At 52.5% G+C, this 18,399-nt stretch carries 18 protein-coding genes; 8 read left to right on the forward strand and 10 right to left on the reverse strand.

Translation table 11 applies throughout. The annotated features are described in order from the left end of the window. Positions 1 to 10 precede the first annotated feature (10 nt). Both QM007_RS06745 and QM007_RS06750 read right to left on the reverse strand, forming a co-directional pair. Positions 11 to 493: a DUF2087 domain-containing protein gene (locus QM007_RS06745; RefSeq protein ID WP_283489263.1), complete on the reverse strand. Its 483-nt coding sequence runs from the start codon at positions 491 to 493 to the stop codon at positions 11 to 13. A 208-nt stretch (positions 494 to 701) separates the two neighbouring features. Further along, complete coding sequence (locus QM007_RS06750; protein ID WP_283489264.1) at positions 702 to 1,559, reverse strand: PhzF family phenazine biosynthesis protein; 858 nt, start codon at positions 1,557 to 1,559, stop codon at positions 702 to 704. 222 nt (positions 1,560 to 1,781) lie between these two features. Between QM007_RS06750 and QM007_RS06755 the strand changes: the two genes are divergently transcribed. From QM007_RS06755 to QM007_RS06790, 8 genes are all read left to right on the forward strand, one after another. Then, positions 1,782 to 3,773: a type I restriction-modification system subunit M gene (locus QM007_RS06755; RefSeq protein WP_283489265.1), complete on the forward strand. Its 1,992-nt coding sequence runs from the start codon at positions 1,782 to 1,784 to the stop codon at positions 3,771 to 3,773. Beyond that, positions 3,773 to 5,020, forward strand: coding sequence for a restriction endonuclease subunit S (locus QM007_RS06760; RefSeq protein WP_283489266.1), 1,248 nt, complete (start codon positions 3,773 to 3,775; stop codon positions 5,018 to 5,020). Before QM007_RS06755 ends, QM007_RS06760 begins: the two co-directional genes overlap by 1 nt. Positions 5,021 to 5,072: 52 nt before the next feature. Further along, positions 5,073 to 5,459: a hypothetical protein gene (locus QM007_RS06765; protein ID WP_283489267.1), complete on the forward strand. Its 387-nt coding sequence runs from the start codon at positions 5,073 to 5,075 to the stop codon at positions 5,457 to 5,459. Continuing rightward, positions 5,456 to 5,995, forward strand: coding sequence for a hypothetical protein (locus QM007_RS06770; protein ID WP_283489268.1), 540 nt, complete (start codon positions 5,456 to 5,458; stop codon positions 5,993 to 5,995). Before QM007_RS06765 ends, QM007_RS06770 begins: the two co-directional genes overlap by 4 nt. A 97-nt stretch (positions 5,996 to 6,092) precedes the next feature. Continuing rightward, on the forward strand, positions 6,093 to 7,079 hold the full coding sequence (locus QM007_RS06775) for a hypothetical protein (RefSeq protein WP_283489269.1): 987 nt from the start codon (positions 6,093 to 6,095) through the stop codon (positions 7,077 to 7,079). Positions 7,080 to 7,193: 114 nt separating this feature from the next. Further along, complete coding sequence (locus tag QM007_RS06780; RefSeq protein WP_283489270.1) at positions 7,194 to 7,883, forward strand: type I restriction endonuclease; 690 nt, start codon at positions 7,194 to 7,196, stop codon at positions 7,881 to 7,883. 171 nt (positions 7,884 to 8,054) lie between these two features. Continuing rightward, positions 8,055 to 10,340, forward strand: a complete 2,286-nt coding sequence (locus tag QM007_RS06785; RefSeq protein ID WP_283491016.1) for a DEAD/DEAH box helicase family protein — start codon at positions 8,055 to 8,057, stop codon at positions 10,338 to 10,340. Between the two features lie 233 nt (positions 10,341 to 10,573). Next, positions 10,574 to 11,575, forward strand: coding sequence for an Abi family protein (locus tag QM007_RS06790; RefSeq protein ID WP_283489271.1), 1,002 nt, complete (start codon positions 10,574 to 10,576; stop codon positions 11,573 to 11,575). Between the two features lie 58 nt (positions 11,576 to 11,633). Here QM007_RS06790 and QM007_RS06795 read toward each other — a convergent pair whose 3' ends face one another. The 8 genes from QM007_RS06795 to ribH all read right to left on the reverse strand — a co-directional run bounded on the left by QM007_RS06795 (position 11,634) and on the right by ribH (position 18,376). After that, positions 11,634 to 13,421, reverse strand: a complete 1,788-nt coding sequence (locus QM007_RS06795; RefSeq protein ID WP_283489272.1) for an ATP-binding protein — start codon at positions 13,419 to 13,421, stop codon at positions 11,634 to 11,636. A 228-nt stretch (positions 13,422 to 13,649) separates the two neighbouring features. Beyond that, positions 13,650 to 14,411 (reverse strand): imidazole glycerol phosphate synthase subunit HisF, encoded by a 762-nt coding sequence (gene hisF, locus QM007_RS06800; RefSeq protein ID WP_283489273.1) that lies wholly within the window; start codon positions 14,409 to 14,411, stop codon positions 13,650 to 13,652. An 81-nt stretch (positions 14,412 to 14,492) separates the two neighbouring features. After that, entirely contained in the window at positions 14,493 to 15,338 is an 846-nt protein-coding gene (gene hisG, locus QM007_RS06805) for an ATP phosphoribosyltransferase (RefSeq protein ID WP_283489274.1), read from the reverse strand. A gap of 24 nt (positions 15,339 to 15,362) precedes the next feature. Continuing rightward, positions 15,363 to 15,626 carry a phosphoribosyl-ATP diphosphatase gene (locus tag QM007_RS06810; RefSeq protein WP_135012131.1) on the reverse strand — a complete coding sequence of 88 codons (264 nt, stop codon included), beginning with the start codon at positions 15,624 to 15,626 and terminating at the stop codon, positions 15,363 to 15,365. A 54-nt stretch (positions 15,627 to 15,680) separates the two neighbouring features. Next, complete coding sequence (locus QM007_RS06815; RefSeq protein WP_283489275.1) at positions 15,681 to 17,042, reverse strand: threonine/serine exporter family protein; 1,362 nt, start codon at positions 17,040 to 17,042, stop codon at positions 15,681 to 15,683. A gap of 81 nt (positions 17,043 to 17,123) precedes the next feature. Beyond that, on the reverse strand, positions 17,124 to 17,438 hold the full coding sequence (locus tag QM007_RS06820; protein WP_237195687.1) for a helix-turn-helix domain-containing protein: 315 nt from the start codon (positions 17,436 to 17,438) through the stop codon (positions 17,124 to 17,126). Then, positions 17,425 to 17,781 (reverse strand): type II toxin-antitoxin system RelE/ParE family toxin, encoded by a 357-nt coding sequence (locus tag QM007_RS06825; RefSeq protein ID WP_283489276.1) that lies wholly within the window; start codon positions 17,779 to 17,781, stop codon positions 17,425 to 17,427. The genes QM007_RS06820 and QM007_RS06825 overlap by 14 nt, the downstream gene beginning before the upstream one ends. Before the next feature lie 124 nt (positions 17,782 to 17,905). Continuing rightward, positions 17,906 to 18,376 carry a 6,7-dimethyl-8-ribityllumazine synthase gene (gene ribH, locus QM007_RS06830; protein ID WP_283489277.1) on the reverse strand — a complete coding sequence of 157 codons (471 nt, stop codon included), beginning with the start codon at positions 18,374 to 18,376 and terminating at the stop codon, positions 17,906 to 17,908. Positions 18,377 to 18,399 lie beyond the last annotated feature (23 nt).

The raw sequence follows: 18,399 nt of genomic DNA on the forward strand, positions 1-18,399 counted from the left end.
CCTCACCTACTTAGCTTGCCAGGTAGCCCGGCAGCCACATCGCTTCCCAGGCCGGGGCCTCGGCAGCCAGCACGGTACCTTCCCGGTCGGGAGCCCGGGTTGCCAGGCAATACGCGGAGGCGTCAGAGGTTCGCACCAGGTAACCGTACTCGACCATTTCCCGACGCATAAAGGCATAGTCCTGCCAGAGGGCGGCCAGAATCTCGTTAACCTGTTTCTCGGTGTAGGTGCGCCCTGGCTCAAAATAGGTCACTAGGTGCAGCAGCAGGTGGGCGCGGGTGCGGCGTTTGGAGGGCCAGGAGGTCAGGCGTCCGCCCTGCAGAAAACGGTCAACGACTGTGCGGTGCTCTGCGTAGGCTTGTTCGCGGGGATCGTTCAGGACATCGGTCGACGGTCTGGTCTCGAGGAGGGCTGCTCGGGCGGTGGTGTAGTTCTCACCGGTTTCTTCCATACGGGCGCGCACGAGCTTTTTGAAGTTTGATTGGGCAGTCACGGGTATCGACTTTCTTCGCACTCTAGCTGCGGTATCAATCGACGGTTCGGTGGTGCCTACCCCGGCCATGGTATGCCGGTGCAACCCGAGAATTCTCTTCCCTTCGCGCTGGTGGCCTGCTTGCTAGAGTCACAGGGGCAAAGCGCTGGGCGGTGGGTGACGCCACACACCTTTATATCACAGTTGCTCCCGAATGTAACCAAAAGACCTAGAGGCTAACCTCTCCCCTGATAAGGGTGTGAGTTCTTCCGCCAACCCAAATGTCGGGTGTGCCGGTGGGGCCGGCGTCCTGCCCTACCGTGATGGTGAGCCTACCGTCGTGGTGCAGACAGGTGCCCTGGCGTACGGTGTAGGTTCCGGCGACCCGGTTTTCGCGGGCGAGCCACTGGGCGACGGAGGCGTTGAGGGAGCCGGTGACCGGGTCCTTAGAAACGCCGACTCCGGGCACGAAGGCGCGGATGTCGTAGGCGATGTCTGACCCTTCCGGGTGCATGGCGAAGACGCCGAGTTTGAGGTCTGTGCCGCGGGCGAAGTCCGGGGTGAGGGCGAGCAGACGGTCGGGGTCTGCGATTTCGACGGCGGACCAGCCAGGCCCGTTGTCGACCCATTGGTGGGAGAGAATCTGGCTGCGCTCTAGCCCTAGGGCGGTGGCGATGTCTGCCAGGGTTGCCTCATCGAGGGCACCGGAGCGGACGGTTGCCGGTGCGGCGAAGGCGAGCTCTTGGCCGCTGCGGGTGATGTCGATGAGCCCTGCAGCGCATTCTTGCACGATGACGTCAGGGCGCTGTGGCTGGCCACCGGCTTCTAGCCAGGCGTGGGCGCTGCCCAGGGTGGGGTGCCCGGCGAAGGGCAGTTCGCCGCCGGGGGTGAAGATGCGGACGGCGTAGTCGGCCCGAGCGTCAGTCAGTTGGGTGATGAAGGTGGTTTCTGAGAGGTTGGTCCAGCGGGCGAAGCTCTGCATCTGCTCGTCGGTGAGGCCGCTGCCATCGAGCACCACGGCGAGGGGGTTGCCTTTGAGCGGAACCGAGCCGAACACATCGACCTGGGTGAAGGGGCGGGTTTTCATGTGGGGTCCTTTCGCCTGCGCTGCTATGGGGTTTACTTCTACCCTACCCGGCAGCTGGCTAGCTCACCGCCCGGCCCTGGTGAGCAGGTAAGACACAAGAGCTGTACTTCAACTTCCCAGCCTGCCCCTTGAGTATGATTAGTTTTCATCAGGGTAAAAGCTCTACCTGGTGGCTAGGGCTTTTATGCTGAGCCATTAGTTTGCCAATCTTGAGGGGCGTATGTGTCTTCTTTGAACTATTCTCAGTTCATTTGGAATGTGGCTGATGTGTTGCGCGGTACCTATAAGCAGCATCAGTACGGTCAGATTATTTTGCCTTTCACGGTGTTGGCGCGTCTTGATGCGGTGCTTGAGCCGACCAAGCAGGCTGTTCTTGAGGCAACAGAGGGCTATGTACTCGATACGATTCCTCCGGCTATGCTGTCTGCCCGGGCGGGGCACGATTACAGTTTCTATAACCTCTCCCAGCACAACCTCAAGACCGTGGCTAATGACCCCGATACGCTTGAACAGAACTTGCGTTCTTACATCAATCAGTTCAGTGAGAACGTGCGCGATATTTTTGAGAAGTATAAGTTTGAAGACACCATCGCAGACCTTGCTGCCCATAACCTGCTGTATCAGGTGATTCAGCATTTCTCGCGGGTGAACCTGCACCCTGATCAGGTGAGCAATGAGCAGATGGGCAACATCTTCGAAGAGCTGATTCGCAAGTTCGCTGAGGCTTCGAATGAAACTGCCGGTGAGCACTTTACCCCGCGTGAGGTTATTGAGCTCATGGTTAACCTGCTGCTGGCTGACGATGAAGACCTGCGCACTGACTACATTGCCCGCTCGGTCTATGACCCTACGGCTGGCACCGGCGGCATGCTGTCGGTGGCTGACGATAAGATTCATCAGCTGAACCCCACCGCCGATGTGAGCTTGCTGGGTCAGGAGCTCAACCCCGAGTCTTATGCGATTTGTAAGGCGGACATGGTGGTGAAGGGCCAGGACGTCGATAATATCGCTCTTGGCAACACGCTCACTGACCCGGCTTTTGAGAACCGCACCTTCCATTATGGTCTGAGCAACCCGCCCTTTGGCGTGGATTGGAAGGGTGCTAAGGCTGTGGTTGAGGCTGAGCATAAGAACCAGGGTTTTGCGGGCCGTTTTGGTGCTGGCCTGCCCCGTGTGTCTGACGGTTCGCTCCTTTTCTTGCAGCATCTGATTTCTAAACTCAATGAGCCGACGGTGGCTAGCAATGGTGTTGCCCAGGTGGGGGGCCGTGGTGCCATTGTTTTGAATGGTTCTCCCCTGTTTACGGGTGGCGCTGGGTCTGGTGAGTCGAATATCCGTAAGTGGGTTTTGGATCAGGATTACCTTGAGGCGATTATTGGCCTGCCTACTGACATGTTCTATAACACGGGTATTTCTACCTATATTTGGGTGTTGAATAAGCAGAAGAAGGCTGAGCGTAGGGGTAAGGTTCAGCTGATTGACGCGACGAATATGTTTGAGAAGATGCGTAAGTCGGTGGGGTCTAAGCGGAAGCGCCTGAGTGAGGAGCAGATTGCTGAGATTACCCGCCTTTACGCTGCTTTTGATGCTGCGGATGATAAGCGGTCTAAGGTTTTTGATCGTGAGGAGTTTATGTACCGCACGATTACGGTGGAGCGCCCTTTGCGGTTGAATTGGGGCTTTACTGCTGAGCGGGTTGAGAGGCTCTTGGCTTCTAAGGAGTTTGGCAAACTCAAGTTGACTGAGGGTGAGGACACCGCTGTGCGGGTTTCTCTTGCTTCTTTGGTTGAGAGCACAGCGGGTGCCGTTGGCGGTGATGTGGCTGGTGTGAAGGCTGAGCTGTTGCAGGTGTTTGCGGACGCCGGTGCCCTGGTGAAGCCTGCGGCTTTGGCTAAGTTGGTGGATGAGTTGGCTGAACGCGATGAATCCGCCGAGGTGGTGTTGAAGGCTAAGAAGCCGGTGGCTGATTCTACCCTGCGTGATACTGAGAATGTTCCCTGGGGCGAGGATATTCACGAGTATTTGGAGCGTGAGGTCAAACCCTTTGTGCCTGATACCTGGATTGATGAGTCTAAGACCAAGGAGGGGGCGGAGATTCCTTTTACCCGCCACTTCTATGAGTACGTTCCGCCCCGCTCCTTGGAGGAGATTGACCGCGACCTGAACGAGGTGCTGGGCCGGATTAGGAAGAGGCTGGAAGAGGTGCTGGGCTAATGCCAGGTAATAAAGCCTACGATTGGTTTGGCGGTTCAGTCCGTTCAGGCTGGAGGATTGTTCGACTTGGTTCTGTGTTCAGAGAGCGCAATGAACCTACTACTGCAGAAGATTTAGCACCTCTTTCAGTTACAAAGAAGGGTGTTGTTGAGCAACAGGAAAGTGTTGCTATTTCTGCGATTGGCGCGCCGAAAAAGGTTGCTCGAAAAGGCGATTTTGTTATTAATAGCCGTTCGGATAGAAAAGGGTCTGCTGGCATTGCACCGCGGGATGGATCAGTCTCTCTGATTAACATCGTGCTTGAGCCAAAAGGTATCTATCCTCAGTTTGCAAAATATCTACTGACTAGCGTTGGATTCCAGGAAGAATTTTACCGTTTTGGCTCGGGGATTGTTGCTGACTTATGGACAACTAGATATTCAGCAATGAAAGCAATCCAGATTCCGTTACCTCCACTTGAAGAGCAAAAGCAAATCGCAGATGACCTTGACCGTGAGCTGGCGGAGATTGATGAGTTCATTGATGATCAACAACGTCTACAGGATTTGCTTCAGGAACGCCTAGTATCTCTGACTTTTGATTTAGCCACAGATGCTTCGAATCCAGACCGATACGATACTGGTCATCCGTTCTGGAAGACCCTCCCAAGGGGCTGGACTCTTCAAAAGCTTGGCTGGCATTTTAAAATCGGTAACGGATCCACACCACTCTCCACTAACGAAAGTTATTGGAGCGATGACAGCACTGATATACCGTGGTTTAATAGCTCGACTGTAAACCAAGAATTAGCAATTGAGCCTGCTCGTTACGTTACTGAGCTGGCAGTCAAGGAATGTCATTTACCGATGATTCCTAAAGGCAGCCTGTTGATGGGACTGATTGGTCAGGGTAAGACTCGGGGAAAAGTAACTAAGACTGGTATTGATGCCACTTTAAGCCAGAACATTGCTTATTTAACTCCAATGCAGAATTCTCAAGTAAGCATTGATTTCACAAAACTAGCTTTGGAAGCTGCATACCCAGAGCTACGCGAAATTAACTCCGGCAACGGAACAACAAAGGGGTCATTGACATGTGAAAATATCCAACAATTCAGAATCCCATTCCCTAGTATCAACCAGCAACACTCAATCTTGCAAAAACATAACTATCAAAAGAATATCAACAGCAAACTATCAACAGCTGTCGAATTATCAGATTTACTACAGGAAAGGAAGAATAGGTACATAAAAAAATATTTTGCATAAACCCTCGAAACATCTAACCTGACAACATTGTGGGAATTTACGAATTTAACAAATGAGATATCCAGATAATATTGATTCTTTCGAAAGTTCTAAAAGAAGATTTAGGGACTACCTAGAAGAATTTTCAAATGACTTTTCACTTGAATGCGAAAGATTGGCAGATAGAGATAAAAAAAGCAATAGCCCTGAGTACACAACGAAAATGATTGATGATGCAAACTCTCTACTAAGAAGGGGAGGAACAAAATACTACAAGGATAAGCTTAATATTATGATCCCAATAACCAATTTTTTCTCAGTTGTTTGTGGGGTTGCTGCAGGAATTTCTGGAAACTTTATCAAAGAACCCATCGGTCTAGCGACTCTGGTAGGTGCTATTATACTTACCTTTGTTTTCATGGTTTGGAATCACCTTTTAACGAAAGGTAAAACACGATGAATTATAATAGATATTTCACAATTATCATATCCTTCATTTCACTAGCGTCCTTTTTTTGCATAATTTATTTACTAATTAAAAATCCAGATTATTTAGATATCCATCCGGAAGTTTTACCGATTCTAGCAGCGTTGACTTCTTCAGTAGGTTCAGTAGTTGCATTATTTTTATCGAAAAGAACACTCAAAGAAGCTACCAGATTAAATGGATTCGAAAAAATCATACAACATGAGCATATGAATAAGAATTTACCCGAAATCAGATTCATGGAAAAATACAATAGAATGAGTAATTTAATATCAGATAAATACAACCTTAAAGATTGCACAGAAGGATATCACAAAGACCCCATTATTTATCAATTAAATAAATATCAACAAGAGCACAACATCGAGATGAGGGATTCCTTACGGTCGGTAATGGCTACCAGAAACATGATAGTGCACGATAAAACTCATTATTTTAACAAATCTCATATTTTAATCATGATGGAAAATATTGATAAAATTTTAGATAATATAGAAAGAAATGGTTAAACTTGTCAATAAATTAAATGAAATTTAAACTTCACTCTGACTAAGCGTCTATTTATCTATCTATCAATCGGAATGGTTCTTCATTAGGAGGTCAGGGGTGACTGAAACCAAAAAATCTCAAGAAAAAACGACAGGTATTAAATCTGCGGCCAATACCATATATTTACAATTTAAAAGACTGCCATTCATACACATTGGTCTTATAGTTATATCAGCTATAGTTTTTGGATTTATTATTTTTAGTTTGATTCCCGGGGCAAGATATGGCGAGTATAAAGGGCTAAAAGCTAACGAATGGTTAAGTTTTTGGGGGAGTTTAGTTTTACCACTCTTACTTTTAGTAATACCAACTGCAACGTATCATTTAAATCAGAAGGAAATTAATCGCAAAGCCGCCTCTGAACGCAGAAATGAAGAATGGGAAAGATGGGTTAAATTATATGAGATTAATAAAGAAAACCCACAGGCTGCACAATCACTATTTATTATGTACGACTCCGCATTAAAAGAAGATGGTATTCAACGTAGTAGATCTGAACATCATTTCTTTTATCGTGATATTCTAAAATTCCCTTACGATATCGAAAATGAAGGTGTAGAAGTCGATAGCGCAGAAGAGTATGATCGAAACGAGGATCCTGCTTTTTATGAAGATTTGATTAACTCTATGTCTGAGAGGGGTCATTCACAGGAAACCATAGATACTGTTCAATCATTTTATAGGAAATCTGATACACTCCCTTATCTACAAACTTCTTCTATTGGTAAATCAACTCAGATATTTTCAGTACTTTACAAGCAAAATAAAAAGCGAATAGGTGTAATGAGTGTCAGTTCGACATCGCTATACTTCGATGTTGGATTTGGTAAGAAATCATTCAAAGAATCTGACTATGATATGATTTTGAAATCCGTTTATAAGGATTCAAATTCGGAACCTACTTTCAACAGAGTGCCAACAAAATCTGAAGGATACCTCCGTGAGCCGTTGAGGTTCTATGTAGAGAATTTATCTAATGAAGAATTTTTCCAAAATACTATTTCATTAATAAAAGAAATTTGCATTAAAAAATTCAATAGATAGATATAGATCAGCATTTGGGTAGTAAAAAATATTATAAAATTTGAGTTAATTCCTTGTGCTTTAGAATAAGACAGTCTTTTAAATTTTCCCGTAGTATCGCAGGAGCCTCACCCCATGCCCCGCACCCACCTCGAACGTCCTCTCCAGCAAGACATCTGCGCCTACCTGGCCGCTCACGGGTGGGTGCACTCCCCCAACTCCGCAGGCTACGACGCCAGGCGAGCCCTCTACCCCGCCGACGTCCTCACCTGGCTACAAACCAGCGACCCCAAAAACTACGCCACCCTCATCAAACCCGGCACAGACCCCACCGCGCGACAAGCCCAAGAAAACCGTCTGCTCGACCGGCTCGTCACCAAACTCGCAGCCCCAGAAGAACAAGGCGGCGGAACCCTCAACGTCCTGCGCAAAGGCTTCAGTGTACCCGGCGCACGCCGCCCCTTCCACCTACTCGCCTACCCACCCCAAGACAACCGCAACCCCGAACTCACAGCCCTCTACCACAAGAACATCCTGCGCGTCGTCGAAGAAGTCCGCTACAACCCAACAGACGAAACCGCCCGCATCGACCTCGTGCTCTTCATCAACGGCCTCCCCGTAGCTACCATCGAACTCAAAAGCGAATACACCCAAACCCTCCAAGACGCAATCAACCAATACCGCACCGACCGCAACCCCACCACCTCACCACTGCTCCAAGAACACCGCGGCGCCCTCGTCCACTTCGCCCTCTCCCAAGACGAAATCGCCATGACCACCAAACTGGCAGGGAAAGCAACCAACTTCCTCCCCTTCAACCGCTGAGCCAACGGCGGCGCAGGCAACCCCATTATCGACGGCAAACTCGCCACCAGCTACTTCTGGGAAGAAATCCTCGACCCCAACACCTGGATCACCATCCTCACCAAATTCATCTACACCAACCACCAAAAAATCACCGACCCCCTCACCGGCAAAACCACCCAGAAGAGTCACATCAGATTCCCCCGCTACCACCAGTGGCGAGCCGTCACCAAACTCGTCCACGCAGCCCGCACCGAAGGCGCAGGGCACAAATACCTGGTGCAGCACTCGGCGGGTTCCGGCAAAACCGACTCCATCGCCTGGACAGCCCACCGGCTCTCCAACCTGCACACCCCAGACGGCGAGCGCGTCTTCGACTCCGTCATCGTCATCGCCGACCGGCAGGTACTCGACCAGCAGCTCCAGGACGCCATCGACCAGCTCGTCACCACCGCCGGCACCTTCCAGCCTATTACGCGCGGCAGCGGCGACTCCAAATCTAAGCAGCTCGTCGAAGCGCTGACCACCGGTGTGCCCATCATCGGCGTCACCCTGCAAACCTTCCCCTTCGCCCTGGCAGAAATGACCAAGGAGGGCGGCCAGCTCGCCGGTAAGCACTTTGCGATTATTGCGGACGAGGCGCACTCCTCCCAATCAGGTAAGGCAACCGACTCCATCAAGGAAATGCTCAACACCGAGATTGACGCCGGTATCGAAGAGTCAGACCCCGAAGCTGACCAGGTAGCCCTGACCAAGATGGCCCAGCGTGTGGTGGGTGAGGGCCACCAGGTGTCCTTCTTTGCCTTCACCGCAACACCCAAGGCTAAAACCCTTGAGGTCTTTGGGCGACGGGCCGATGGCACCGGCCCCCACGAGCCCTTCGACCTCTACCCCATGAAGCAGGCCATTGAAGAGGGCTTCATTCTTGACGTGCTCAAGAACTACACCACCTACCAGATGGCAGCCAAAATCGCCCAGAAAAACGAGGACAGCGGGGCAGACGAAGAAATCGACATCCGCAAGGGCACCAAGAGCCTCATCAACTTTGTGGAGCTGCACCCCACCAATGTTGCCTCCAAAGTAGCGGTGATTCTTGAACACTTTGAGGGCCGGGTCAAGCAGGAGCTCGGCGGTAAAGCCAAAGCCATGGTGGTGACGTCCTCGCGCGCCGCGGCTGTGCGCTACCAGCGGGCTTTTGAAAAGGCTATTACCGAGAAAGCCCTGCCCCTGAAGACGCTGGTTGCTTTCTCCGGTGAACTGCCCGACCCCGACCTTGAGGCAGTGCCCGGGGTTGATACCCCCACCGTGACTGAGGCGTCCATGAACCCTGACCTCAAAGGCAGGAACCTCGCTGAGGTCTTCAACCAAGACGGCCAGCATATTCTAATCGTGGCCAACAAGTACCAGACCGGCTTTGACCAGCCCCTTCTGGTTGCCATGTACGTGGATAAGAAGCTCTCGGGCATCACCGCCGTGCAGACCCTCTCCCGCCTCAACCGCCGGGCCGACGGCAAAGAGAACACCTACATTCTGGACTTCGTCAACGACCCCGAACAGATTCGCGCTGCCTTCGCCGAGTACTACGAGGACGCCCGCATCGAGACCGAATCGGACCTCGACCTGGTTGCCAAACAGGTCGACAAGCTCGACGCGGCCGGTATCTACAACCGGGCAGATGTAGAACAGTTCTGGGAAAAGTGGGTTGCCCCCGGTGCTCGGCAGGCGTCCTTTGACTCCCTCATCTCCATACCTGTGCAGCGGTTTGTGACCCGCTGGCGGGCAGCGCAGGAGGGCCTTGACGGTTCTACTGACCGAGCCGCCCTTGAAGTACTGCTGGAGTTCCGCTCAACCCTCGCCCAGTACGTGAAGTCCTACGCCTTCTTCTCGCAAATCTTCAACTTCGGCGACCCCTACTACGAGAAACTCTCCGCCTTCGCTGACCTGCTCGGGCGCAAGCTGCGCCGCTTCACCCTCGATGAGGTGTCGCCCGAGGTAGTGAACGTGGACGACATCGTACTCACCCACTACCGCCTCGAAAAGCTGCGTGAAGAGGAAGACTTGAAACTCTCGTCCTCGCAGGCAGCTGGGTTGCAGGGCATGACGGAGGCCGGCCTCGCCAGTATTCAGGAGCGCGAGCGCAAAGCCCGCTCTGAACTGATTGAGAAGATTAATAAGTACTTCCACGGCCTTGATTTGAGTGACGAGCACCAGGTCGGTTTTGCGACGACCTTCGTGGCTGAGGCGGCCAAGGACGCCGGGCTCAAGCAAAGCGCCATGGCCAACACCAAGGTGGACTTCTACCACTCAAAGAATGTGCGCGTTGGCCTGGCGAATAAGCTCTGGGACTACAGCTCAGATACAGCTGACCTCATTAACCATGTGCGCAAGCTGCCCCCGGAGCAGTTCGTGGAGTTCATGCTCGACATGGGCCTGTACGAGCTGCTGCGGGGCGAGAAGGTGGAGGAGCTGACTCCGTAAAAGGGGACCACCTTAGCAATCTTTGTATGCTGGTATAACTCCGACCATCGAATCGAAGTAGGCTATAACCTTATTAGAAATTGTTACGCGGTTTGGAATCAAGTTTCTCCCAGCATTCAAATGCAACATCGCATGTGGTAGGGTAAAGGTATCAGACACCGCCCACCTCTGTTACATGGAACCCCAAAGTTCTGCATGTATCATGTGGCGGTTTTCATTTTAAGTAGGTGCTTATGGCTGAAAAAGGGTTCCTAGACCACCCAGATCTCATCAACAGACTTGAGCAGCTGGGAATGCAAATCGACGATAAGACTAAAGCTGAAACAGAGCTCAGAAGACTCGGCTACCACCGCACGAGTGGCTACAGGTATCCCTTTAGAAAACTTCGAGAGCCCCTCACAGATGAGCTCATGAGACGCAGAGAGTTCCGCCATGATGAGTTTGAAGCTGGCTCAAGGTTCGAAGACTCTATAGCGTTAGCAGATTTCGACACCAAGCTACGTGCCGTCATTTTGACCGGTATCTTTGATTTAGAGGTAAGACTAAGAACCGCTATCGCCCATGTCATCGCAAAGAAAAATCCCAAAGGGCATCTTGAGATTTCATGCTTAGATTCCACTAAATGCTATGAGCTTACTTCATCTCGAGATGAAATAACCAAGTTTGAGGCTTGGAAAGCTCAGTACGAGAGTGCTAAAAAATCCAAAAATAATGACGATTTCATAGCGCACCATACTCTTGTCTACAAGACAGAAATTCCTGTGTGGGCAGCACTAGAAATTGTGTCCTTTGGAACCCTAATTCACTTTTATCTTTTGATGAAGGTAGAAGACCAAAATGATGTGGCAAGAAAGTTCGGGGTTCGACAAGGCACCAAGTTTGGCTCCTGGCTACTTGCAATCATGGACTTAAGAAACGACTGCGCTCATGGCGCTAGAGTTTTCAATAAGAGCATGAAAAGGAATGTGTCTGTTCACTCAAACTCTTACTTCAAAAAATATTTAAAGCATATAGATAAGGAACTCCCTGCCGACAAAATATACATGCCGTGTGTCTTACTCGCCCATATGCTTAGATGCCATGAATCCGGTACTAACTGGCACAATACGTTCAAAACGCAGGTTAAAAAGTTACCCCAAATATATCTGAAAGAACTATCTGAACCGCTTATTACTGCTGAACGGAACATGGGTTTTCCTAGCAACTGGCAAGAATTAGAAATCTGGAATAACTAATATTTCACATGGGCCTGTACGAGCTGCTGCGGGGCGAAAAGGTGGAGGAGCTGAGCCACTAGATATTGTGGGACATCTTAGAGAGCAAGCTCTCCGCCACCTGCTCCACACCCAGGCGGTACTGTGCGGAATCACGATCTGCACGACGCACATCCGTTAAATCAAGGACAGCCCTACTCTGTTCCTCTGAAATCTTAGAGTTAGCAATCCACAGAACCGGCACAATATTCTTGCTGTCTAACACAGACAAGTCACCTATTTGCTTGACCCAGCGAGGCGTCATCAAAGCCAAGCCAACAAGGGGAACCTGCTCGTCAGCGTCCGCACCCAGTATATGAGCAAAATGTGCCGGATCATTATCAAAAACAAGCTCAACGCTCAACCCAGACAGGCCCTCAACAGCATCAGCAACATCCTCAGCAAAGCCTCGAATATTCCCTGCTAACGCAGAGCCCTCATCAGCCGCAGCGAAACTAGCAACGACACGTACATCAACATCGCCAGTTTTCTTAGAGGGCTCAAGCTCTGCCCGTGGCTCTATCGCAGTTGCGCGCGCTCTGTTCATCAACCCCTGCCACAAACTAGCGTCCCACAAGGCGGCCAAGGGAAGAGCCCAAATTTTCTCACCTAAAGGCACAGGCCGAGCCACATTACAAACGACGAAGCCCCGTGTAACCCTGTCACCATACAATTCTTGAAAGCTCTTCAACCCCTTCAAGAATTCAGGTTTTACACGCGCAGAAGCTTTCACTTCCAGTGCGATGAGAGAACCCGCAGAATCACGCAAGACTACATCGACCTCAATGTCCTTATTCTTAATCCGCTGTCGCCAATGGAATATATCCACACTACGCTCAGCCCATCCAGCATGGGCACGTATCTGCTGCATCACCAGCGTCTCAATCAGACGCCCTCGTACATCTACATCAACTAACTGTGCATCACTTGTACTTACCAGAGACCGGGCGGCTAAAGCCACATCTGCGGGGAAAAACTTAGCTGAAGACCGCAAAGACCTCTTTGAAGCCCGATGTAGGTTAGGAACCTCATATATCAAGAAACGTTTTTCGAGAGCATCGAGATAAGAATCAACTGTGCGGCGGTCCATTGAGAGTTCTCTGCCCATTTCAGAGATATTTAGCTCTGAAGCAGGGTGCCTTAAAACATAAGCCAAAATCTCGTGTGCGCGCACCTGATCAAACGACTCACCTGGCTTTACCCGCTGAGTTAAGATGCTTCTTATACCCTCATCAATAGCCAGGCCTAAAGTAGAGGTCACTGAATTGCCAGAAAGCCGACGATACTGGGGCATACCGCCTAGAACAATCGCATCAGATTCAATATCCAGAGGTTGAGTTTGTTCCCCTGTAACCGGATTTGCATCAAATAGAGCATCTATCACAGACCACGGCTGCTGATGGAGAGAGCTGATTTCTGCCTCGCTTAAAGGCTCTAATGATACTCGTAAAGCCCTGCGTGCCAGAGGGTCAGTGCCGCCAAAACCGCTTTGCCCGATGCTTGAAGAACCAGTAAGAACTAGACGAATTGAGTCCTGGTTCTCATCTAGAACCTGTTTCACAGCAACCGGTAGCTCAGGAACCAGCTGAGCTTCGTCGATTGCACAGGGCCACTCTAGACCACGGAGCCAACCCACTGTATCAGCCTCAACCACTGCTCGCAGACCGGCATCAGCCATCGAATAAACTGCTTTCAAATGCCCCTCATGAGTCAGCTTGTTCACCAAGCTTGTCTTCCCCACTGCACGAGCGCCTTCGATAATCACGACAGGCGCAACAGCAAGTAGGTCTAGGATCTTCGACTCAAGGAATCTGGGATAGAAGGTCATAGGTCAAATTGTACATCCAATGTACAAAATTTTGTACATCGGATGTACAAGTTGTTAAAAGCACTCGGTGGATTAATTAGTTCACCAAGGAAGCTCAGCACTGCCTTCATCTAAAGGCTCTAGTCGAGCTTGCACAATGCTCTCACGTACTTCAGAGATAGAACTAAGGTAAAGAGTTTCCTGAGTTGCTAGCCAATCATCTTCAGTAGTCATCATCAAGATGCTTTCCTACCGTACTTCGTACCCCGCCGCCCGGATTGCGTCCTTCACTTCGCCGATGCTGACCTCGCCGAAGTGGAAGATAGAAGCGGCGAGTACGGCGTCCGCGCCTGCTTCGATGGCGGGCGGGAAGTGCTCGGCGGCGCCAGCGCCACCTGAAGCAATCAGGGGTACAGAAACAACAGAGCGCACCGCCCGAATCATGGGCAGGTCAAAGCCTGCCTTGGTGCCGTCGGCGTCAATGGAGTTCAGCAGGATCTCGCCCACACCGCGCTCCTGGGCCTCAGCAACCCATTCGAGCAGGTCAAGCCCGGTAGATGTGCGGCCGCCGTGGGTGGTCACCTCGTAGCCGGAGGGGGTAGCGTCCGACTTCTTGGCGTCCGCCGAGAGCACCAGCACCTGGGAGCCAAACCGCTCGGTAATCTCGTTGATGACCTCGGGCCGGGCAATCGCGGCAGTGTTGATCGAGGCCTTATCAGCCCCGGTGCGCAGCAGACGGTCAACGTCCTCAGGGGTGCGCACTCCTCCGCCCACGGTCAGGGGAATAAAGACCTGCTCGGCGGTGGAAGAGACCACATCAAAAGTGGTCTGACGGTCAGAGGACGAAGCCGTCACATCAAGAAAAGTCAGCTCGTCAGCGCCCTCAGCGTTGTAGCGCTTAGCCAGTTCCACCGGATCCCCGGCGTCGCGCAGGCCCTCAAACTTGACGCCCTTGACCACGCAGCCGGCGTCTACATCAAGACACGGAATAACACGAATGGCAACACCCACGGGCGCGCCCCCTTTCCTTGAATCAAAAACTAAAGCGGCGGCGTCCGCCCATATCAGGGGCAAGGACGCCGCCGGATAAGGTTACAGGCGCGCGGCCTGAATGGCGGTGACTAGGATGCCGCGGCCGCCGATCTCGTAGAGGGAATCCATGACCTTATTCGCTGCCTTGCGCGGCACCATGGAGCGCACGGCAACCCAGCCCTCGCGCGAGAGCGGCGAGATGGTCGGGGCTTCAAGGCCGGGGGTCAGGGTGGTCGCAGCCTTGAGGTTAGCCTCTTCGATGTTGTAGTCAATCATCACGTACTGGCGGGCAATCAGCACACCCTGTAGGCGGCGCTGGAGGCGCTCAAGACCGGCGTGGTCCTCAACGCCGGGGCGCTTAATCAGCAGGGCCTCGGAGCGCATAATCGGGTCGCCAAAAGGTTCCAGGCCAGCTGCGCGCATGGTGTTGCCGGTTTCGACGACGTCGGCGATGGCGTCCGCAACGCCCAAACGAATCGAGGACTCAATAGCGCCATCCAGGCGCACCACCGACGCGTTGATACCGGAGCGTTCCAGGTAGTCGGTTAGCAGGCGCTTGTAGCTGGTGGCGATACGCCTACCTTCAAGTTCGGACGGGTCGGTGTAGGTACCGGCGGGCCCGGCCAGGCGGAAGGTGGAGCGGGCAAAATCAAGCTTGAGCGCTTCCTCAGCGTGGGTGCCGGAGTCGAGCAGCAGGTCGCGGCCGGTGATACCGACATCCAGGGTACCCTCGCCCACGTACACGGCGATGTCGCGGGGGCGCAGGTAGAAGAATTCGACCTCGTTGTCCTGGTCAACGAGCACCAGCTCGCGGGAGTCGCGGCGCTGGAGGTAGCCAGCCTCGGTCAGCATGGTGATGGCAGCCTGAGAAAGCATGCCCTTGTTAGGAACTGCAACGCGCAGCATAGGTTTTTCCTTTGCAGTGATGGTTTAGAGGTACTTGTAGATATCTTCGGGAGTCAGTCCCTTAGCGATCATCATGCACTGCAAATGGTAAATCAGCTGTGAAGCCTCTTCAGCGAACTCGGCGTCAGACTGGAATTCAGCGGCCATCCAGACCTCGGCTGCTTCTTCAACAATTTTCTTGCCGATAAAGTGCACGCCTTTGTCGAGTTCTGCGACGGTGCCGGATCCCTCGGGGCGGGTTTCAGCCTTTTCGGCCAGTTCTGCGAACAGGGTTTCAAAGTTCTTCACGGTCTCTAGCGTACCGCTCTTTGAAGCGGGGGCGTTACCGGACCGATCTAGATTTCATCTTTCGGTCACTTTTGAAAAGGGCTTGCTGAAGACCGGCAAGATGATGTCTTGGGCGTTGAATTCATCGACCATGACCTTATCGAACTTTTCACCGGGCTTAGTTTTGCTGAACTGGGCACGCCGCGCACCCCACAGGAGCTCAGAGACCAGGTACTGACCTGCGGTTCCGCCCACCGACAGGCAGTAGGTAGTCAACAGGGCCTCCCCCAGGGTTTCAACGGCACCCTCAGTAGCGAAGATGGTGCCCAAGATGCCCTGGTAGATGAGCATTCCGGGGAAGAGCGGCAGGAAGGCGACCGTCATAATCGCGTTGGAGGTCAGGTGCATGGGCTTGGAAAGAAGGACGCAGGCCCTACCTACCAGCACCGCTGTGAGGGCGACAGCGCCGTAGGAGCTCAGGCCCATGTTTTCGGTCAGTAGCAGAAGACCATAGGCTAGCGCCCCCATTATGGTCAGTATGAGCAGCTGAATCTTCTTACCGCCACAGGTCAGGGCAAAGCCCAAACTCACCAGGGCAGCCCCTAGCAGGGGGTCAATAATCTGCGTGGTTTCAGCATCAAGGGTGCGGATGAACCTAAACTCGTCATCGACAAACCAGCCCGCCACCCCGATACCGAGAGCCACCCCCGTGACCAAACCTGCTGTACACATGAGAGCATCCAGCAGGCGTCCTACCGCAGACAGGTACCAGCCCATGATGGAGTCCTGCACCGCAGCATAGGCGGCGACCCCCGCCAGGTAGGCAGCGAGGGACGAAACAACGGTGATGGCAACATCCGCCCCATTCGGAGAAACCAAGTTGAAGATAGTGGCGACCATGACCGCAACAACCCCAGCCAAAGCGTAGCGGAAGATGCCGGGGGCTCGTGCGATTTTGACCCAGCGGTAGACCGCTGCCACCAGCACGGACGCCAGAAAGGCACCCACGGTTGTTACGTTCCCCGCGCCCAGGAGCTGGCTGAAGCCAATGCCCAGCAGGCCAGAGCCCAGCAAGGAAAAGCCCCAGTGCACCGGGTGCAAACTGGTGTCTTCTTCCTCTAAAAGCTCGATGGCTTGCTCGGTGCTGATGTCCCGGGTCAGCAGACCCTCAATGATTTTTTCGGTCTTTGAACGCCACTGGATAGCCAGGCTACCCGGGGTGATATCGAAGATTTCGGTGTAGGGCAGCTGGTTTTCGCCGCGGGAGTCGCTGATAATCAGCTGGCCCATAGTGACGCTGACGGTCACCCCGCTCAGGCCCGCAGCTGAGCTGACCGCGAGCAGGGTTTTGGTGGTGGTTGCAGAACTGGCTCCGCTGCGGATCAGTGAATCCCCCAGCAGAGCCAGCAGTTTATAGGTAGGTGCTTCGTGTGTCATGATGATCTGCGCACCAGCTTACCCTGTGAGCAGGTTTTAGACCTGATTGAGAGCCACCACGGTTTTCAATACTGCTATTTCTTACAAGGTGCTGTAAATCTTGTGGCGCGTACCTACCGGGAAATCGGCAGTAACGGTAAGGTCTGCACCTAGGGCTGCAAGATATTTGTGCAAGGTTTTGATACTAACGCTCTCGATATCCCCTTTTTCCATCTGGGAAATTCTTTTTTGGGAGACACCGATTTTTTCAGCCAAATCGGTCTGGGTCAGACCTAAATCTTTGCGTAGCTCCTGTAGCTGAAAAACACGAGCCTCAGCATGCATATCATTCACTAGGCGCTGTAGGTCATGGGAATCGACTGGGCGCATTTGCTTCAGTTCTTCAAGAGTTGTCATGGCGCTTCCTTAGGTACTCTTCATAGCGTTTCTCAGCAAGAGGGATATTCTGTTTGTACCATTTGTTCCATTGGCCGGTTTTGTCACCAGCTACCAACAGAATCGCCTGTTGCTCTGGATCAAAGATGAATAGAATTCTAATATTTTTTGCGTGGCCACGGGGTCTCAGTTCTTTGAGGTTATGTAAAGACGAGCCGGTAATGCGATCAATAAAGGGCCTGCCTCCATGAGGACCTACAGACCCAAGGTATTCAAGCGCTGCAAGCACATGAAGATACTCCTGGCTAGGCAGTTCCAGGAGCCAGTCTTGAACGAAACCTACTTCAACCGTCCACCCTTGCATAACGCCAGAATACTATAAATATGTTCTATTGCATAGGTGAAGACAAAGAGGAGCCCTCCTATCTTCGCTAAAGATAGGAGGGCGGGCGTCTGCTCATAACGTTCGGGAGCTGGCCCCCTAGGTTTTAGAGTTGCTTGAGTGCCACCACGGTTTCCAGCGCCGCGGCCATTACCTCGTAGCCCTTGTCTTCGGTGGAGCCGGGCAGGCCGGCACGGTCGATGCCCTGTTCTTCGGTGTCGCAGGTCAGCACGCCAAACCCAATGGGGGTTTTGGTCTCCACGGAGACCCTGGTCAGGCCGCTGGTGGCGGCGTCGCAGACGTAGTCAAAGTGCGGGGTTCCGCCGCGAATGACCACGCCCAGGGCGACCACAGCGTCGTATGTGTCGGCCAGGGTGGCTGCGGCGACGGGCAGTTCGAAGGTGCCGGGCACGCGAACGATGGTTGGTTCGATACCGGCGTCTGCGGCGGCGCGCTGGGCGCCGTCGAGCAGGCCGTCCATGATCTGGGTGTGCCAGGACGCCGCAATGACGGCGACCTTCAGACTTGCGGTGTCTGCGGGGTTGGGTTTGTGTGCGGGTGCTCCTGCTCCGCTCATGGTGTTCTCCTAGGGTTGTATTG

The organism is Rothia sp. SD9660Na (assembly GCF_030064065.1).
Lineage (GTDB): Bacteria > Actinomycetota > Actinomycetes > Actinomycetales > Micrococcaceae > Rothia.

Bases quoted from the DNA above. Each gene is read 5' to 3' on its own strand.
- QM007_RS06815 (WP_283489275.1), bottom strand. From the start codon at position 17,042: ATGACACACGAAGCACCTACCTATAAACTGCTGGCTCTGCTGGGGGAT.
- QM007_RS06780 (WP_283489270.1), top strand. From the start codon at position 7,194: ATGCCCCGCACCCACCTCGAACGTCCTCTCCAGCAAGACATCTGCGCC.
- QM007_RS06790 (WP_283489271.1), top strand. From the start codon at position 10,574: ATGGCTGAAAAAGGGTTCCTAGACCACCCAGATCTCATCAACAGACTT.
- QM007_RS06765 (WP_283489267.1), top strand. From the start codon at position 5,073: ATGAGATATCCAGATAATATTGATTCTTTCGAAAGTTCTAAAAGAAGA.
- QM007_RS06825 (WP_283489276.1), bottom strand. From the start codon at position 17,781: ATGCAAGGGTGGACGGTTGAAGTAGGTTTCGTTCAAGACTGGCTCCTG.
- QM007_RS06820 (WP_237195687.1), bottom strand. From the start codon at position 17,438: ATGACAACTCTTGAAGAACTGAAGCAAATGCGCCCAGTCGATTCCCAT.
- ribH (WP_283489277.1), bottom strand. From the start codon at position 18,376: ATGAGCGGAGCAGGAGCACCCGCACACAAACCCAACCCCGCAGACACC.
- QM007_RS06795 (WP_283489272.1), bottom strand. From the start codon at position 13,421: ATGACCTTCTATCCCAGATTCCTTGAGTCGAAGATCCTAGACCTACTT.
- QM007_RS06760 (WP_283489266.1), top strand. From the start codon at position 3,773: ATGCCAGGTAATAAAGCCTACGATTGGTTTGGCGGTTCAGTCCGTTCA.
- hisG (WP_283489274.1), bottom strand. From the start codon at position 15,338: ATGCTGCGCGTTGCAGTTCCTAACAAGGGCATGCTTTCTCAGGCTGCC.
- QM007_RS06770 (WP_283489268.1), top strand. From the start codon at position 5,456: ATGAATTATAATAGATATTTCACAATTATCATATCCTTCATTTCACTA.
- QM007_RS06750 (WP_283489264.1), bottom strand. From the start codon at position 1,559: ATGAAAACCCGCCCCTTCACCCAGGTCGATGTGTTCGGCTCGGTTCCG.